Genomic DNA, 13,473 nt, shown 5'->3' on the forward strand with positions numbered 1-13,473 from the left:
TACAAACGTCTGTTCGTCGCGTCAGACCCTGACGGTCTCGCCGCGCCCGGGCGCCCGGGCGTCCCAGCCGTCCTCGCGGAGTTCGTCCGCGAACGCCCGGCATCTATCGCCGTGGTTCACGAGCACCGCGGCGTCCCGGTAGTCGTCGAGGAACTCAAGCAGTCCGTCGCGGTCGGCGTGCGCCGAGAAGTCGTACTGTTCGACGCGCGCGCTCACCCGCATCCGGCGGCCGTCGAGTTCCGCTTGCCCCGTGTCGAGCAGTTCTCTCCCCGGCGTTCCCTCCACCTGGTGGCCGGTGAACGCGAGGAGGTTCCGCGGATGACCGGCGATTTCGGGGACGTACGTCATCGCGGGGCCGCCGGAGAGCATCCCCGACGTGGTGACGACGACCGTGTTCTGTTCGGCGATGCGTTTCTTCTGGCCCCGTCGTCCGGTGACGAATCGCGCGTGGCCTTTCGCTCGCCGGAGCGCGTCCGCGTTCCGGAGGAACTCGGGGTACTGGAGGACGCTCCGCGTCACGTCTTTCCCCATACCGTCGACGTAGCAGTCGATGTCGTACGCGTCGCACACCATGAGCACCTCCTGTGTGCGGCCGATGGCGAACGCGGGCACGACGACAGTGCCGCCCTCCCAGACGGTGCGCGCGACGCGCTCCGCGAACCGCTCTTCGACCGCGCCGCGCGGGTCGTGGTGGATGTCGCTGTACGTGCTCTCGACGATGACGGCGTCCGCGTCCGGACGCGCGGTCGACCCCGCCACGAGCCGCTGTCCGCCCACGCCGCCCGCGTCGGTGTCGTCGGTGTGGAAGTCGCCCGTGTAGAGCAGTCGCGTCTCCCCGTCGTCACCGGACTGCGTCCGGCTGCCGGCGCGACTTCGTCCCGCTTCGTCCACGAGGACGTGCGCGCTTCCGGGGATGTGGCCGGCGTTGTAGAACGTCACCTCGTGGCCCGCCGCCTCGAACGGCTCCCTGTAGCCGTGTGTCACCGACACCTCGCTCATCCGGTGCACGTCCGTCTCCGTGAACGGACACGCGAGCGTCCCGCCGTGGAGTTTCAGCGTGTCCCGTGCGAGCGTATTCGCGAGGTCTCGCGTCGGCGGCGTCCAGTGAATCGGCGGGCGGTCGTCCCCGGAGAGCAGGCTCGGGAGCGCGCCGACGTGGTCGAGGTGGCCGTGCGAGACGACGACGGCGTCCGGGCTCGCGTCCAGCGGGAACTGCGGCGGGTTCCCGGTGAGCATCCCGTAGTCGAGGAGGAGGCTGTCGTTGACGAGTATCGCGCTCCGCCCGACCTCGCGTGCACCCCCGAGGAACCGTACGTCCATTAGGTACGCGTACCGTCCGGGACTGTTTGGGTTCGTCGCTACGCCCGCCACCGCCGAACCTGAAACTCCCCGAACCCACCGTAGGCGAGGTCGAGGCTGCCCATCCACCAGTTCCACCGGCTCGCCACGGACTCCTCGGGGGCGTCCCGGAGGTGCTCGAGCAGTTCCGCCGCGGTGAGTTCGCGGCCCGTCGCGGCCTCGTACCGACCGCTGTCCGCGAGGTCGCCGGCGGCGCGCGCGACCGCGCGGCGTTCGGCGTCACCTCCCCCGAACTCGGAGAGCGCACCCCGCACGCGGTCACGATTCACATGATAGGATTCGTCCCGTGCGTCCTTCAACGCTCGGGACGCGTATTCGACGGGTTTTAGGGTCCTCTCCCTCTCCTATCGGGTATGGCTACGTTCGATGTCGTGGTGGCCGACCCCGAGGCGGGTGAGAGCCACCAGTTCGAAGTTGACGGACAGGACGCAAATCGATTCCTCGGTCGGGAACTCGGCGACGAAGTGGACGGCGACGCCGTGGGACTGACCGGCTACACGGTCGAACTGACTGGCGGCAGCGACGCCGCCGGCCGTCCGATGCGCCCCGACGTTCTCGGGAACGGGCTCGCCGACCTCCTGCTCAAGGGCGGCCCCGGTTTCAACCCCAGCCGCGACGGCGAGCGCAAGCGCGTGAGCGTTCGCGGCCGCGAGGTCTCAGAGGAGACCGCGCAGCTCAACGTCAAAATCACGGAGTACGGCGAGGAGTCCGTGGCCTCGCTCCTCGGCGAGGCCGAGGACGAGGAGAGCGAGTAGACCCGAGTCGTCGCGCTTTTTCGCGCCCGCCACGAACGAGCAGTCATGAGTACCTACGCGGAGTTCCTCGACGGCGAGCACCCCGAGTACGTCGCCGTCTACCTCTCGGACGGGATGGTGGACGACCTCGGGCCGCTGGAACAGTACGGCGAACGCAGGGACGACGGACTCGTTCTCGTCGTCCCCGGCGACAAGGGCCGCAGCGTGTTCAAGCAAGTGACGGGCATGGAGGCGATGCAGTTCAGCCAGCAGGCGATGGGGACGAACGGCGACATCGAGGACGACCTCGCGGGCGGTGAATGCCCGACGAAACACCCCGACGAACCCGAGAGCGACCACGAGACGGAGTTCGTGTTCGCGTTCTTCGAGGAGCAGAACGAGGAGGTCGGCGGTCTCTACGCGGAGGGTGACGTGATGCACGCGTACGCGTACTGCGAGTGCGGCACCGCGTACTCGGACCGCTGGGTCGTCTAGCGCTCTGTGTCCACGCCTTCCTCGTCGTCGGGGAGGCTGGCGAACGCGTCGAGGATTTTCTGTTTCGCGACCGCGCCCCGCGTCGTCCAGTGGTGGGCGTAGTCCATCATGTCGTCGTAGATGTGGGGTTTACAGCCCGCAGCGCGGGGATGACCGCCGCCCTGCACCTGGCGCGCGACCTCGTGGCACCGCTCGAAGTCCTCGCTCCCGCGGATGCTCGCACTCCCCGACGGCTTCACGACGACGGCGGCGTCCGCGCCCTGTTCACGGAGTTCGTCCGCGACCTCGTTCTGCGAACACCGGCCGTACGTCACGCCGACCTGCACGCCGTTGACGGTCTGCATTTCGGCGCGGTTGACCGCGCGTTCGATGAGGTCGTCCTTCTCGACGCGGCGCTCCGCAAGGTACTCCTGCGCCGACTCGGGGAGGTCGGGGCCGTGTTCCTGCACGGTGTCCGCGTACTCCTCGTTGTCCACCCAGTGCGAGTAGTCCGCGAGGTCGTCGCTCCGCGGGTCTTCTTTCAGCCAGAGGTCGTGGTCTCGCGTCACCGCCGCGAGCTCGATGAGGTGGCGCGGCACGTCCTCCTCGATGCTGCGGACGGCCACGTCCGCCGTGCACTCCTCGTCGGACTCGCCGACGACGAGGTCGACACCGGCGTCGCGGACGCCCTGCTTCGCGCTGTCCGTCCACTGGTGGTGGTCGAACCACCGCACGGACGCCGCGTGCTCCGTGAGGAGGCCGAGTTCGACCTCCACGTCCGCGTAGTCGTCCGGGCAGAGGTCGCAGATGAAGACCTTCGCGCCCGCTTCGCCGTACTCGGCGGCGCGCCGAATGCCGTCCGCGAGCTCGTGCGGCCCGGTCGGGATGAGCGCGCCCTCGCCGTACACCTCACGGATGATGGCGGCGCACGCGAGCCCGTCCGCGTCCGGGTCGGTGACCACGATGACGTTCGCGTCCTCCGCGCGCGCCTCGATCTCTCGGTCCTCGCGTTCGTCCTCGATGCTGTCCGGGACGAAGAACCCCGTTCCCGGGAGGAGGGATTTCCGCTCCAGGGAGAGGTTGTCGTCGTCGATGATCCAGTCGTTCATACACGGGACAGAACGCCTCGGGTGAAAAGGACGCCGCTATGCTGACTCGTCGCTCGCCATCTGCCGCACCGTCAGCACGGGCACGGGACACGTCCGAACGACGCGTTCGGCGACCGACCCGACGAGGAAGCGGTTCTCTCCGTGTCGTCCGCGCGTCCCGGTCGCCACCACGTCCGCGTCCACCTCGCGGGCGTACGCCCGAATCTCGTTCGCCGGCCGGCCCTCCCGGACCGCCGTGGTCACCCCGGTGTTCGCGCGCTCGACCACGTGCCCGGTCGCCGTCTCCCCGCGCTCGGTCAGGGCCGCGCGGAGTTCCGCCCGGAGGTCCACGGGCGCGTTCTCCACCTCGCCCGCGTCCACGACGTAGAGCGCGTGCACGTCCGCGTCGAAGCGCTCCGCGAGGTCCAAGGCGACCGCGACGGCGCGCTCCACGCTCTCCGAGCCGTCCGTCGCGATGACCACCGTCCCTATCATACCTCGTCTTCTGCACCCCGGGACATAAATGATGGCGCGTCCACCTCACGCGGTCGGCGTCGCGCTCCCGCGCGGAGTCTTTTTACCGTCCCGGGACACACGTCCGCGTATGCCCCTCGACGTGGACACCGTGCTCGTTCCCGTGGACGGCGGGACGGAGTCCGTCAACGCCGCCGAGTACGCGGTCGCCGTCGCCGAGAAGTACGACGCCGCGCTCCACGCGCTCTTCGTCGCCGGCGAACAGGTGTCGCGCCGCGTGGAATCCGGCGAGGTGTCGGAGGACGCGGTCGCCGACCACTCGGAGGCGTTCGCCGAGGACCTCCGCGCGGTCGCCGACGACCGCGTCCCCCTCGACGTCTCCGTCGCCCTCGGGTTCTCGACCACGCGGAAGATGACGCACCCGGGGAGCGTCATCCTCGACGCCGCGGACGACCTCGACGCGGACTTCCTCGTCGTCCCCCGCGAGACCGGCGAGAACGGCGGTGCAGTCCTCGAAAAAGCGGCCGAGTACGTCCTGTTGTACGCGAGCCAGCCCGTCCTCTCCGTCTAGATGCGAATCGCCATTTCGAGCTCGAAGCTCTCCGTGTCCACGGTCTCGAACCCGACCTTCTCGTAGAGCGCGACCGCCGCGCGGTTCCACCGTTCGACGGTGAGCCACACGCGCTCGACGCCCTGGTCCGCGCCGTGCCCGAGGAGGTTCCGGAGGAGGCGAGTGCCGATGCCCGCGCCCTGGTAGTCCTGGTGGACGAAGATGGCGAGCTCGTACCCGCCGGTACCGTCCGGGACGAGCGTGGCGTGCCCGACCGCGCGGTCGTCGTGCCACGCGACGACGTTGTGGCCGTCCCCGGTGAGCGTGTCCAGCCAGTCCCGGACGCGGTCCTCGCCGACGGGTGGCACGCCCTGCGCGCGGTCCTCCTGCGAGAAGTCCACGTACATCTCGGTGAGCGAGTCCGTGTCCTCGTCGAACGCCCGCACCTCGATGTCGCGGTCGTCGCCGTCCACGAACGACGACGGCGGGGACGGGAACGGCCCGGACGCCGTGTCGGGGTACTTGTCGACGGTCATCGGACGAGGGTGACGGAGACGTGCGCGTTCAGGAGTACGAACTCGGCGATGTGGCCGAGTCGGAGCTTCCCCATCGGGCTGCGCTCGCCGCCGCCGAGCGCTAGCTGGTCGAAGTCCTCGGCCTCCGCCATCGTCCCGAGCTGACTCCCGGGGTCGCCGGAGACGTGGCGGACGGTCGCGTCGATGTCGTACTCGTCGAGCACGAGTTCGACCGCGTCCTCGATTTCGTCCGGCGTGCGGTCGCTCTCCGGGTTCTCCACGATGGCGACCGTGAGGTCGTCACCGGCCTCCCGCGCGCGCTCAGCCGTCTTGGAGAGCGCGTCCAGGGAGTCCTCGCTGCCGCCGATTCCGAGCAGGACTTTCATGTCCGAGTCGTCTCCCTCTCGGGAGTAAAGCGTTGCGTCCTCCCCGACACCCTTTTGCGGCCGTACTCGCTATCCGGGAGTATGACTGAGGACGCCGAACCCGCCGGGGAGCGCGCCGCTCGGGGGGACGCGCGAGACGACGAACCGGAGTCGGACGCCACGCCCGGCGTTCCCGAGGACACGGGAGGCGAGGACGCGGACGACGTTCCCGAGGACGTGGTCACGTACGACCGCTTCACGAAGATGGACGGCGCGCAGTACGAGCGCGTGAACGAGTTCCTCCGCGACCGAACGTACATCACGGCCCGCGAGTGGGCGATCGCGCGGCTCTGCGCGGACTTCCGGACGGAGACGGGGGTGGAGATGACGAAGATCGGGGAGAACCTCCCGGAGCTCGTGCCGTTCATGACGGACACGTACACGCCGCAGGCGGTGAACCAGGCGCGTGCGGCGTTCGAGGACAAGGTTCGGACCGCGGGCGCGACGTTCCTCTACGGCGCGATGAGCGACTTCTTCACCGCGGACGAACTGGACGACGTGATGTACGAGGCGACGGAGGTCGCCAAATTCCTCCTCGAAGTCGAGGGTGTCGACCTCTCCGTCGAGGACGAACTCGACGCCGAGGAACGCATCTCCAGCGTCATGCGGGAGGTCCGGGAGGCGAGTTCGGAACTGCGCGAGGAAGAATGAGATACTGAATTAATCCTGTTTGTGTCTATCCTGTTATGAGCGCCATCTAATACCTATGGCGAAACGAAAAATATTAATATATTTTTAAGATATACCATATATAAGGAAAAACTCTTGCGAGTGCACTCGGATATTGGATGGTTTAGCCTATTGTCCAATGCTTCTATAACAAAAATTTTTATAATGCTCTGGTATAGTTGCTTGATTGAGGTGTCTTAGGAATGAAAAGACGTAGCCTACTCAAGAGGGCAGCAGGACTGACTACGTTTGGTACGGTAGCTAATGTGGCTTCAGCAAAACACTCTACTAGGTCCGGTGGTACGTACCAAGACTTGGTTCAAGATTTCGAGCGTGCTATTGGACGACACGCACAACCTGAACTCGGGGCCCGTTATGCACAGGTCGAGAACGAGGAGGTTCAAAAATCGACAGACGGTGTTACTACAGAAGCTATAACATTTGCGGACGATTATAAGACGGTCTTCTACGACGATGTCGAATTCGCTGACGGGACAACAAAGCCGTTAGTCTACTACACCGACGATCACGACATGCTCTTTGCGCGGTTCGATGGTAATCAATACACGATTCGGCAGTTGGACAAGATTGAGCAGCGACTGCAGCGTCGACTAATAAGCAGCGAACATGCACCTTCGACGTATACCACTAGCCAGCGCCAGATTGGGGGTACTGGGAAAAAGTACGTCGACATCGGAGAAGACGTCACGATAGGCGGAACTGACGGTTCCGACAAGAACGGAACCTCCATTTGGGAAGGTGCTGCAAAGTCAGCAATCCGTTGCGATTACAAAGAGACGAACGCAGCACTACAAGTTGCGTACCTTGCTGATTCCTACATTCATGCCGAAATCTGGCGTGATGTTGAATTCAGTGGGGGTTCGGGGCTACTCAAAACGACCGGTTTCGGAACCTATCGCGGAAGCGCATCCTCAGCGCTAGGAGGTGGGTCGATTAATGGAGATGTGTTCATTAGGGAGAAAAACGGTAGTGAGGAGAGTGAGCACGCGCTACACGTCGGACTTGGTATAGTCGACGGATGGGGTGACCACGCGAACTACGAAGAATCAGTGTACAAGGATGTGAGTTCAGGTACGTACGAGATTGGTATTCGGCTTGCGATTAATGCAGCAGCAGCGACGACGGCAGCGGCAGTCGTTGACCTTCACACGAATGAAAACGCTCGGTTCCAATTCCCCGGTTTCTTCGACTTTTCGTATATTGACCTCGAATGGCAGTAAGAGCTGTCTATACTCAACCGCAGTAACCGACCTTACTGCGAGTTGGGTTCTCGGTTTCTCCGGTATCCGACAACAACAGAAGCAAGAAGAACTGCGATAACGAGCGATGCGAGGGTCTCAACAAATAGTCCATAGAACTGCGGGACGAAGTGTTCAAACACGACGAAGTTTATCAACACTAAGCCAAGGAACGTCACGAGTATGAACTCGATTTTCGACTCCATAGGTTATACTCAGAGCACCACCCCATTAAATATTTTTCACAAGTTGGAGTATTTTCACATTATCATTTGGTCTCTATGGTAGCCATTGCGCGGCTCTGCGCGGACTTCCGGACGGAGACGGGGGTGGAGATGACGAAGATCGGAGAGAACCTCCCGGAGCTCGTGCCGTTCATGACGGACACGTACACGCCGCAGGCGGTGAATCAGGCGCGTGCGGCGTTCGAGGACAAGGTTCGGACCGCGGGCGCGACCTTCCTGCTGGAAGTCGAGGGTGTCGACCTCTCCGTCGAGGACGAACTCGACGCCGAGGAACGCATCTCCAGCGTCATGCGGGAGGTCCGGGAGGCGAGCGACGAACTCCGCCACGGCGAGGAGTGCCCGCACTGCGGCGGCGACCTCACCACCGCAGACTAATCTCCCACAACCGTTTTTTCGGGTTCGCGGAAATCAGGCCTGTATGTCGCTCGGAACGGCGTTCGGTCGCGCCGCATCGTTCGTGAAGCGCCGCCCCGACGCGTTCGCGCTCGTTGTCGCCCTCCTCGCCGCCGTACAGGCGCTCAACGCCCCGCGGTTCGTCCTTCGCGGGCAGGCCGCGAACCTCGTCGGGTCCCTGCTCTCGATGTTCGTCGCGCCCTTCCTTACGATACCCGTGCTGTCGCTGGTGTACGCGGACGCCGAGCGCGACGACCGCGTCCCGCTCTCCGCCGCGTTCGAGACGTACGGCGAGCGCGTCCTCCACCTCCTCGGCGCGAACCTCGCCATCCTCGGGCTCGTCGTCGCCGCCACGTTCGCGCTCGTCGTGCTCGCGTTCATCCCCGTGCTCAACGTGGTGGCGCTCATCACGTTCGTCTTCGGCGTGTTGGTCGCCCTGTTCGTCCTGCAGTTCGTCTCCGCCGCGGTCGTCGTCGACAACGTGGGTGGCGCGAACGCGCTCCGGGAGAGCAAGGAGTTCGTCTCCGAGAACACCGACGGCGCGGTCGCGTTCGCGGTCGCCCGCCTCGCCGTCACGCTTCCGCCCGCGCTCGCCTTTCTCTTCCTCGCCGACGCGTACCCGCGGGACGCCGCCCTCACCCTGACGCCGGGCGCGCTCGTCGCCGCCGCGCTCACGGTGCTCGCGTCCGCGTTCATGCACGTCGTGTACATCCACTACTACCGGGACGCGAAACGGAGTCCGTACTAGTCCTCGCCCGCGAACAATCCGGGGTCCTCGTACACGAACTCCACTGGCTCCTCCTCCAGTCCGCGGAGGTGGACGACGAACTCGCCGCGCTCCGCGGCCGCGTCCGCGGCCTCTGCGGCGTCGTCCTCGCCGTACATCCCCGCGAACAGCAGCGCGACCTCGCGGTCGGGGTCCTCCATCACGACCACGACGTACACCGTCCCCGCTTCGGTCGCGGTGAGCACCTCGTACTCCGTGAAGGAGACGCCGTCCTCGATGAGGTCCGTAATCGTCTCGTAGTCCGACCCGGTGACGACCACGTCGAGGTCCGCGCGCTCCGCGTCCTCGGTCGCCAGCAGGGTCGTGTCGCCCGGCTCTACCTCGTACGTGTCCCAGCCGGCGTCGTCGTAGGCGTCAGCGGTCGCCGCCATGTCCTCGACCGTCGCCGCCCACGCACCCGCCCGCGGGTCCGTCACGTCCTCGCTCATGCTAGAACGGGCGCGTGCCGCGCCGAAAAGCGTTACCGTCACATCATGCTAGGGCGCTCCGTCGCGCGCTGTTCCGACTATCGGTGGAACGAAACGAACCCCACTCGTACCACTCACGAATAGACTGAAAATTTATTACAGTACGGTCGGTGTGTGGTCGTACGCTCTCGCCGATGAGTTCCCATTACCGTCGGACCGTGTTGTTCGGACTCGGTGCGACAGCGACCGCGTTACTCACTGGATGCGCAACCCCGGAGAGAGATGAGTCGGTTCCGGCTGGTAGTCTCGGATTCGAGAACCGCCACCGGCTCCCGCACACGCTCGGCGTCGAACTCACGGACACCGCAGGCTCCGACCAAGGACGGCAGACCGTCGAGTCGACGGTGTCCCTCCGGCCCGGCGAAGAGATGTTCGTTCCGAGCGTCTTCTCCGAGGAGACGACGTACACGCTCTCCTTCACCGTCGACGGCGACCCGCCGGAACGCGAGGACGCGCGGACGATGGAGTTCGAACCCTACGGCAAGGACGACTCCTGGGTGTCGCTGGTCGTCGAGGACACGGGCGCGTTCTCGTGGTACGACGTGTCGACGCGCTCGGACGGCGGCTACGAGGTCTGACGCCGCACGTTCTCGCCGCGCGCGCTCCCGAACTCCCCATCCCGGTAGGCGAACTCGCCGCGAACCATCGTCCACTCGGGGAACACGCCCGCGAAGCCTTCGAACGGCGTCCACCCGCACTTCGAGTGCAGGTCGTCTCCCCGAATCTCCCGCACGTTCGCGGGGTCGACGAGCACCAGATCCGCGTCCCGGCCCGCCTCGATTCGTCCCTTCCGGGGGAGGTCGAAGATTTTCGCTGGATTCGCGGCCGTCACGTCCCGCACGCGCTCGTAGGACAGCTCGCCCTCCCGCGCGGCGTTCAGGAGAAGCGGGAGTGCCGTCTCGACGCCCGGAACGCCCGAGGGCGCGTCCCAGATGCCCGCGTCCTTCTCCTCGCGGGTGTGCGGCGCGTGGTCGGTCGCCACCACGTCCACCGCACCCGACTGGAGCCGCTCGAACACCGCTCCTCGTCGTTCTTCGGAGCGAAGCGGGGGGTTCATCCGCCCGAACGTCCCGAGGTCGTCCAAGTCCTCGCGGGAGAGGAAGAGGTGGTGGGGCGTCACCTCGCAGGTCGCGCCGCCCGCGCGCGCCGCGTCCACGCCCTCCGGCGTGCTCGTGTGCGCGATGTGCACCTGCGCGCCCGACCCCTCCGCGACCGCGACCGCGCGCTCCACCGCCGCTTCCTCCGCCTCCGGTGTGCGGTACGCGCTCCACGCGTCCGCGTCCGAGCGCTCCCGGGCGGCCCCGGAGAATAGGTCGGCGTCCTCCGCGTGCACGGTGACGGGCACGTCCTCGTCGGCCGCGCGCTCCACCGCCGCCGCGAACAACGCCGCGTCGATACCCATGTTTCCGGTGGAGTCCGCGAGGAACACCTCGCCCAGCGCGAACAACGGCCTCTCGAACAGCGAGTCCGGGTCCCAGCTCTCGGTGACGCCGCCGTTGACGCCGTAGTCCACGAGGGACGCGCTCGCGAGTTCGTCCTTCTCGTCGAACGCCGCGCCCGTCACCGTCGGCGGGTTCGTGTTCGGCTGGTCCACCACGGTGGTGACGCCGCCCGCGGCCGCCGAGCGACTCCCCGTACTCCACGTCTCCTTGTGGCTCGCGCCCGGCTGGCGGAAGTGAACGTGCACGTCTATCATCCCCGGCAGGAGAAGGCGTCCGTCCGCGTCCGCGAGCAGTTCGCCGTCCAGGTCGTCGCCCACGGCGTCGATGCGGCCGCCGTCGAGCCGAACGTCCACCCGGCGGCCGTCCGCGAGCGCCGCGTCCCGAATCACGCGCATACCCCGACTGCGCCGAGTACCGGCCTAAGTCTGACGGACGCTCTCCACTCGAGGGTTCTCGCCCGCGAGCGCAGTTTCGAGCTCCGAGAGCACCTCGACGGGGTCGGTCGTCGCGCCCGCGCGCTCCAGACTCCCGACGGACCGCGGGTCGAGCGGCAGGCCGAGCGCGCCGTACACGTCGCCCAGTACGCGCCCGATTTCGCGGTGGTCCTCGACCACCAGCACGCCCGAGACGAGCGCGGCGTTCAACGTGACGCGCTGCGCGACTCCCGCCAGTTTCCCCCGGTACTGGAGGCTGTACGCGCCCGGACAGAACGACTCCGGGGGTTCGCCGCGCTGCGCGGGCGCGCCGAGCCGCCAGCACGCCCGCTGCACGTCCGACACCATCGACTCGTAGCGCGCTTCGAGACCGGTTCGGATGTCCTCGATGGGTTCGATGCGCGCGAACGCGACGGTGGTTCCGGTGTACGCCACCGCGCGCCCGCCGACGCTCCGCTCCACGGACGCGAACCCGTGCTCGCGCGCCGCCTCCCGCGCCGCCTCGTAGCCGTCGGTGCGGGCGTCCCGCCGCCCGAACGCCACCTGCCGGTCCGGCCGCCACACGCGCACCGCAGGCTCCCCGGATTCGCCCACCTGTTCCACGAGCCGCCGCGTCACCTCGCCGTCCCCCGCCCGAGTGTCCGCCGCGCCACGAACCACGCGCATACCCCGTCCTTCGCGCGACACGGGTAAATGCGCTCGGTGTAACTCACCCGTATGGTTCGCCTGCCGGCCGCCGTCCTCGAACGCTACCCCCGATTCTCCCTCTACAACTCGCCCTATCCCGCCCACGACGCCGGCCGCGCAATCGACCTCTACCCCGACTCGAACGACGCCCCGAGCCCCGTCGCCGGCACCGTCACGCACGTCCGCACCGTCCGCTGTCCCTCGAAACCGTACGCGAGCGACCGCGACCACCTCGTCGTCCTCGACACCGGCGACTTCCTCGCGCGCGTCCTCCACGTCGAACCCGCCGTCACGGTCGGCGACGAAGTCGCCGTCGGGGACTCCCTCGGGGAGATGGTGCGCTCGGGCTTCTTCGCGCCGTGGGTCGACAACCACCTCCACCTCGGGTTCCGCGAGCGAGACGCCGACCCCGTGCGCGCGTCCGGCAGCCTCCCACTCGAACTCGACCTCGACGTGCGCGGCGTCCCGTGGGACGGCACCGGCCGAATCGTCGAGACCGGCGGAACGTACGCCACGGTCGACAGTCCGTCTCACCCATCGCCGGGCGCGTTCGCCGCCGTCGCGAGCGACGACGGCCGACCGCTCGACGGCGGTATCCCTCACTACCGCCACGGCGGCACGCTCGCCCCCGGGACCGCCCCACTCACGCTTTTCGACACCTCGCTTGGAACGCCGGACGGCCGTGACGTGACGTGGGCGGGCGTCGATGTCCGCGCGAACGACCGGCCCGCGACAGGACTCTCGCTCTTCTGCGGCCGCGACAGCCTCCGGGCGAAGCTCGTTTTCGCCGACGGCCACGGCTTCGCGGTCGGCGACACCGTGACCGTGACGCTCCGCGCGACCGACGACCCAGTCCGCCTCGACTAGGCGTGCGATCGGCGAACAACTCCGTTACGCAAACGCGATGTCGTCGCGCTCCGCGAGTTCGCCGAACAGCCAGTCGGCGTGTTCGACCGCGTACTCCCTGTGGTCGTCCTCGATGTAGCCGAGGGCGTCGGTGACGACGACGGGCCGGTAGTCGCGGAGACCGGCCGAGGACGCGGTGTGGAGGACGCAGACGTTCGCGAGCGTGCCGCAGACGAGGAGGTCGTCGACGCCGCGGGCGCTCAGCCAGCCGTCGAGTTCGGTCTCGTGGAAGGCATCGTAGGTGTGTTTCTCGACGACGTGGTCGTCTCGGCGAACGTCGAGTTCGGCGACGAGTTCGGCGTCCCAGGAGTCCTCGACGACGTGTTCGCCCCAGCGCTCGAACTCGTCGTAGTAGTGGGTGTCGTCGAACTGGCCGGGCGGATGCACGTCCCGCGTGTACACGACCTGCACACCGGCGTCGTGCGCGCGGTCCACGAGACTCGCGACGGGGTCGACGGCGTCGCCGCTCGGCGGCGCGTACAGACTTCCCTCGGGGTGGCAGAACCCGTTCTGCATGTCCACGACGACCAGCGCGGTTCGGTCGGGGTCGAACTCCATGCGGGAG

At 66.9% G+C, this 13,473-nt stretch carries 19 protein-coding genes and 1 pseudogene; 9 read left to right on the top strand and 11 right to left on the bottom strand.

The window, feature by feature from the left end; all coding sequences use genetic code 11:
- Nucleotides 1-21: 21 nt before the first annotated feature.
- Both U3A55_RS12155 and U3A55_RS12160 read right to left on the bottom strand, forming a co-directional pair.
- Nucleotides 22-1,320 (bottom strand): MBL fold metallo-hydrolase, encoded by a 1,299-nt coding sequence (locus U3A55_RS12155; protein WP_330991769.1) that lies wholly within the window; start codon nt 1,318-1,320, stop codon nt 22-24.
- Nucleotides 1,321-1,358: 38 nt separating this feature from the next.
- Nucleotides 1,359-1,628 carry a hypothetical protein gene (locus U3A55_RS12160; protein WP_330991770.1) on the bottom strand — a complete coding sequence of 90 codons (270 nt, stop codon included), beginning with the start codon at nt 1,626-1,628 and terminating at the stop codon, nt 1,359-1,361.
- Between the two features lie 84 nt (nt 1,629-1,712).
- Between U3A55_RS12160 and U3A55_RS12165 the strand changes: the two genes are divergently transcribed.
- Nucleotides 1,713-2,114: a 30S ribosomal protein S6e gene (locus U3A55_RS12165; RefSeq protein WP_330991771.1), complete on the top strand. Its 402-nt coding sequence runs from the start codon at nt 1,713-1,715 to the stop codon at nt 2,112-2,114.
- Between the two features lie 45 nt (nt 2,115-2,159).
- Nucleotides 2,160-2,588, top strand: a complete 429-nt coding sequence (locus U3A55_RS12170; RefSeq protein ID WP_330991772.1) for a DUF5807 family protein — start codon at nt 2,160-2,162, stop codon at nt 2,586-2,588.
- On the opposite strand, the gene U3A55_RS12175 is transcribed toward U3A55_RS12170, so the two are convergent.
- Nucleotides 2,585-3,676 carry a DHH family phosphoesterase gene (locus tag U3A55_RS12175; protein WP_330991773.1) on the bottom strand — a complete coding sequence of 364 codons (1,092 nt, stop codon included), beginning with the start codon at nt 3,674-3,676 and terminating at the stop codon, nt 2,585-2,587. The two genes, U3A55_RS12170 and U3A55_RS12175, sit on opposite strands and share 4 nt — an antisense overlap.
- A gap of 36 nt (nt 3,677-3,712) precedes the next feature.
- Nucleotides 3,713-4,150, bottom strand: a complete 438-nt coding sequence (locus tag U3A55_RS12180; RefSeq protein ID WP_330991774.1) for a universal stress protein — start codon at nt 4,148-4,150, stop codon at nt 3,713-3,715.
- A gap of 109 nt (nt 4,151-4,259) precedes the next feature.
- On the opposite strand from U3A55_RS12180, the gene U3A55_RS12185 reads away from it, so the two are divergent.
- Complete coding sequence (locus U3A55_RS12185) at nt 4,260-4,700, top strand: universal stress protein (RefSeq protein ID WP_330991775.1); 441 nt, start codon at nt 4,260-4,262, stop codon at nt 4,698-4,700.
- Here the strand turns inward: U3A55_RS12185 and U3A55_RS12190 are convergent.
- Complete coding sequence (locus U3A55_RS12190) at nt 4,697-5,215, bottom strand: GNAT family N-acetyltransferase (protein ID WP_330991776.1); 519 nt, start codon at nt 5,213-5,215, stop codon at nt 4,697-4,699. The two genes, U3A55_RS12185 and U3A55_RS12190, sit on opposite strands and share 4 nt — an antisense overlap.
- Entirely contained in the window at nt 5,212-5,580 is a 369-nt protein-coding gene (locus tag U3A55_RS12195) for a universal stress protein (protein ID WP_330991777.1), read from the bottom strand. Before U3A55_RS12195 ends, U3A55_RS12190 begins: the two co-directional genes overlap by 4 nt.
- An 81-nt stretch (nt 5,581-5,661) precedes the next feature.
- On the opposite strand from U3A55_RS12195, the gene U3A55_RS12200 reads away from it, so the two are divergent.
- The gene (locus U3A55_RS12200; protein ID WP_330991778.1) at nt 5,662-6,270 is read left to right on the top strand and encodes a DUF5806 family protein; all 609 of its coding nucleotides are present in this window, start codon (nt 5,662-5,664) and stop codon (nt 6,268-6,270) included.
- A 332-nt stretch (nt 6,271-6,602) separates the two neighbouring features.
- Complete coding sequence (locus U3A55_RS12205) at nt 6,603-7,529, top strand: hypothetical protein (RefSeq protein ID WP_330991779.1); 927 nt, start codon at nt 6,603-6,605, stop codon at nt 7,527-7,529.
- Between the two features lie 32 nt (nt 7,530-7,561).
- On the opposite strand, the gene U3A55_RS12210 is transcribed toward U3A55_RS12205, so the two are convergent.
- The gene (locus tag U3A55_RS12210; RefSeq protein WP_330991780.1) at nt 7,562-7,753 is read right to left on the bottom strand and encodes a hypothetical protein; all 192 of its coding nucleotides are present in this window, start codon (nt 7,751-7,753) and stop codon (nt 7,562-7,564) included.
- An 81-nt stretch (nt 7,754-7,834) separates the two neighbouring features.
- Between U3A55_RS12210 and U3A55_RS12215 the strand changes: the two are divergent.
- Together U3A55_RS12215 and U3A55_RS12220 are read left to right on the top strand one after the other, a co-directional pair.
- Nucleotides 7,835-8,167 (top strand): annotated as a pseudogene (locus U3A55_RS12215) (DUF5806 family protein); the annotation flags it as partial.
- Nucleotides 8,168-8,210: 43 nt separating this feature from the next.
- Complete coding sequence (locus U3A55_RS12220; protein ID WP_330991781.1) at nt 8,211-8,933, top strand: DUF7847 domain-containing protein; 723 nt, start codon at nt 8,211-8,213, stop codon at nt 8,931-8,933.
- Here the strand turns inward: U3A55_RS12220 and U3A55_RS12225 are convergent.
- A complete protein-coding gene (locus U3A55_RS12225; RefSeq protein ID WP_330991782.1) occupies nt 8,930-9,400 on the bottom strand; it encodes a DUF7529 family protein in 471 nt (156 codons plus the stop codon). The two genes, U3A55_RS12220 and U3A55_RS12225, sit on opposite strands and share 4 nt — an antisense overlap.
- A 173-nt stretch (nt 9,401-9,573) precedes the next feature.
- Between U3A55_RS12225 and U3A55_RS12230 the strand changes: the two genes are divergently transcribed.
- Nucleotides 9,574-10,017, top strand: coding sequence for a hypothetical protein (locus U3A55_RS12230; protein ID WP_330991783.1), 444 nt, complete (start codon nt 9,574-9,576; stop codon nt 10,015-10,017).
- Here U3A55_RS12230 and U3A55_RS12235 read toward each other — a convergent pair.
- Nucleotides 10,005-11,276 (bottom strand): dihydroorotase, encoded by a 1,272-nt coding sequence (locus U3A55_RS12235; protein ID WP_330991784.1) that lies wholly within the window; start codon nt 11,274-11,276, stop codon nt 10,005-10,007. The two genes, U3A55_RS12230 and U3A55_RS12235, sit on opposite strands and share 13 nt — an antisense overlap.
- Nucleotides 11,277-11,300: 24 nt before the next feature.
- Complete coding sequence (locus U3A55_RS12240) at nt 11,301-11,981, bottom strand: lipoyl protein ligase domain-containing protein (RefSeq protein ID WP_330991785.1); 681 nt, start codon at nt 11,979-11,981, stop codon at nt 11,301-11,303.
- Between the two features lie 51 nt (nt 11,982-12,032).
- Here U3A55_RS12240 and U3A55_RS12245 point away from each other — a divergent pair, with 51 nt between their 5' ends.
- Nucleotides 12,033-12,869 (top strand): hypothetical protein, encoded by an 837-nt coding sequence (locus U3A55_RS12245; protein WP_330991786.1) that lies wholly within the window; start codon nt 12,033-12,035, stop codon nt 12,867-12,869.
- A gap of 24 nt (nt 12,870-12,893) precedes the next feature.
- Here the strand turns inward: U3A55_RS12245 and U3A55_RS12250 are convergent, their stop codons facing one another.
- Nucleotides 12,894-13,466, bottom strand: a complete 573-nt coding sequence (locus tag U3A55_RS12250) for a cysteine hydrolase family protein (RefSeq protein ID WP_330991787.1) — start codon at nt 13,464-13,466, stop codon at nt 12,894-12,896.
- Nucleotides 13,467-13,473 lie beyond the last annotated feature (7 nt).

Origin of the sequence: Salarchaeum sp. III (genome assembly GCF_036418315.1) — an archaeon.
In the GTDB taxonomy this organism is placed as follows: domain Archaea; phylum Halobacteriota; class Halobacteria; order Halobacteriales; family Halobacteriaceae; genus Salarchaeum.

Coding starts and splice junctions, on each gene's coding strand:
- U3A55_RS12190 (WP_330991776.1), bottom strand. CDS start 5,215: ATGACCGTCGACAAGTACCCCGACACGGCGTCCGGGCCGTTCCCGTCC.
- U3A55_RS12185 (WP_330991775.1), top strand. CDS start 4,260: ATGCCCCTCGACGTGGACACCGTGCTCGTTCCCGTGGACGGCGGGACG.
- U3A55_RS12175 (WP_330991773.1), bottom strand. CDS start 3,676: ATGAACGACTGGATCATCGACGACGACAACCTCTCCCTGGAGCGGAAA.
- U3A55_RS12245 (WP_330991786.1), top strand. CDS start 12,033: ATGGTTCGCCTGCCGGCCGCCGTCCTCGAACGCTACCCCCGATTCTCC.
- U3A55_RS12195 (WP_330991777.1), bottom strand. CDS start 5,580: ATGAAAGTCCTGCTCGGAATCGGCGGCAGCGAGGACTCCCTGGACGCG.
- U3A55_RS12225 (WP_330991782.1), bottom strand. CDS start 9,400: ATGAGCGAGGACGTGACGGACCCGCGGGCGGGTGCGTGGGCGGCGACG.
- U3A55_RS12250 (WP_330991787.1), bottom strand. CDS start 13,466: ATGGAGTTCGACCCCGACCGAACCGCGCTGGTCGTCGTGGACATGCAG.
- U3A55_RS12170 (WP_330991772.1), top strand. CDS start 2,160: ATGAGTACCTACGCGGAGTTCCTCGACGGCGAGCACCCCGAGTACGTC.
- U3A55_RS12155 (WP_330991769.1), bottom strand. CDS start 1,320: ATGGACGTACGGTTCCTCGGGGGTGCACGCGAGGTCGGGCGGAGCGCG.
- U3A55_RS12240 (WP_330991785.1), bottom strand. CDS start 11,981: ATGCGCGTGGTTCGTGGCGCGGCGGACACTCGGGCGGGGGACGGCGAG.
- U3A55_RS12200 (WP_330991778.1), top strand. CDS start 5,662: ATGACTGAGGACGCCGAACCCGCCGGGGAGCGCGCCGCTCGGGGGGAC.
- U3A55_RS12220 (WP_330991781.1), top strand. CDS start 8,211: ATGTCGCTCGGAACGGCGTTCGGTCGCGCCGCATCGTTCGTGAAGCGC.
- U3A55_RS12235 (WP_330991784.1), bottom strand. CDS start 11,276: ATGCGCGTGATTCGGGACGCGGCGCTCGCGGACGGCCGCCGGGTGGAC.
- U3A55_RS12230 (WP_330991783.1), top strand. CDS start 9,574: ATGAGTTCCCATTACCGTCGGACCGTGTTGTTCGGACTCGGTGCGACA.
- U3A55_RS12210 (WP_330991780.1), bottom strand. CDS start 7,753: ATGGAGTCGAAAATCGAGTTCATACTCGTGACGTTCCTTGGCTTAGTG.
- U3A55_RS12180 (WP_330991774.1), bottom strand. CDS start 4,150: ATGATAGGGACGGTGGTCATCGCGACGGACGGCTCGGAGAGCGTGGAG.
- U3A55_RS12165 (WP_330991771.1), top strand. CDS start 1,713: ATGGCTACGTTCGATGTCGTGGTGGCCGACCCCGAGGCGGGTGAGAGC.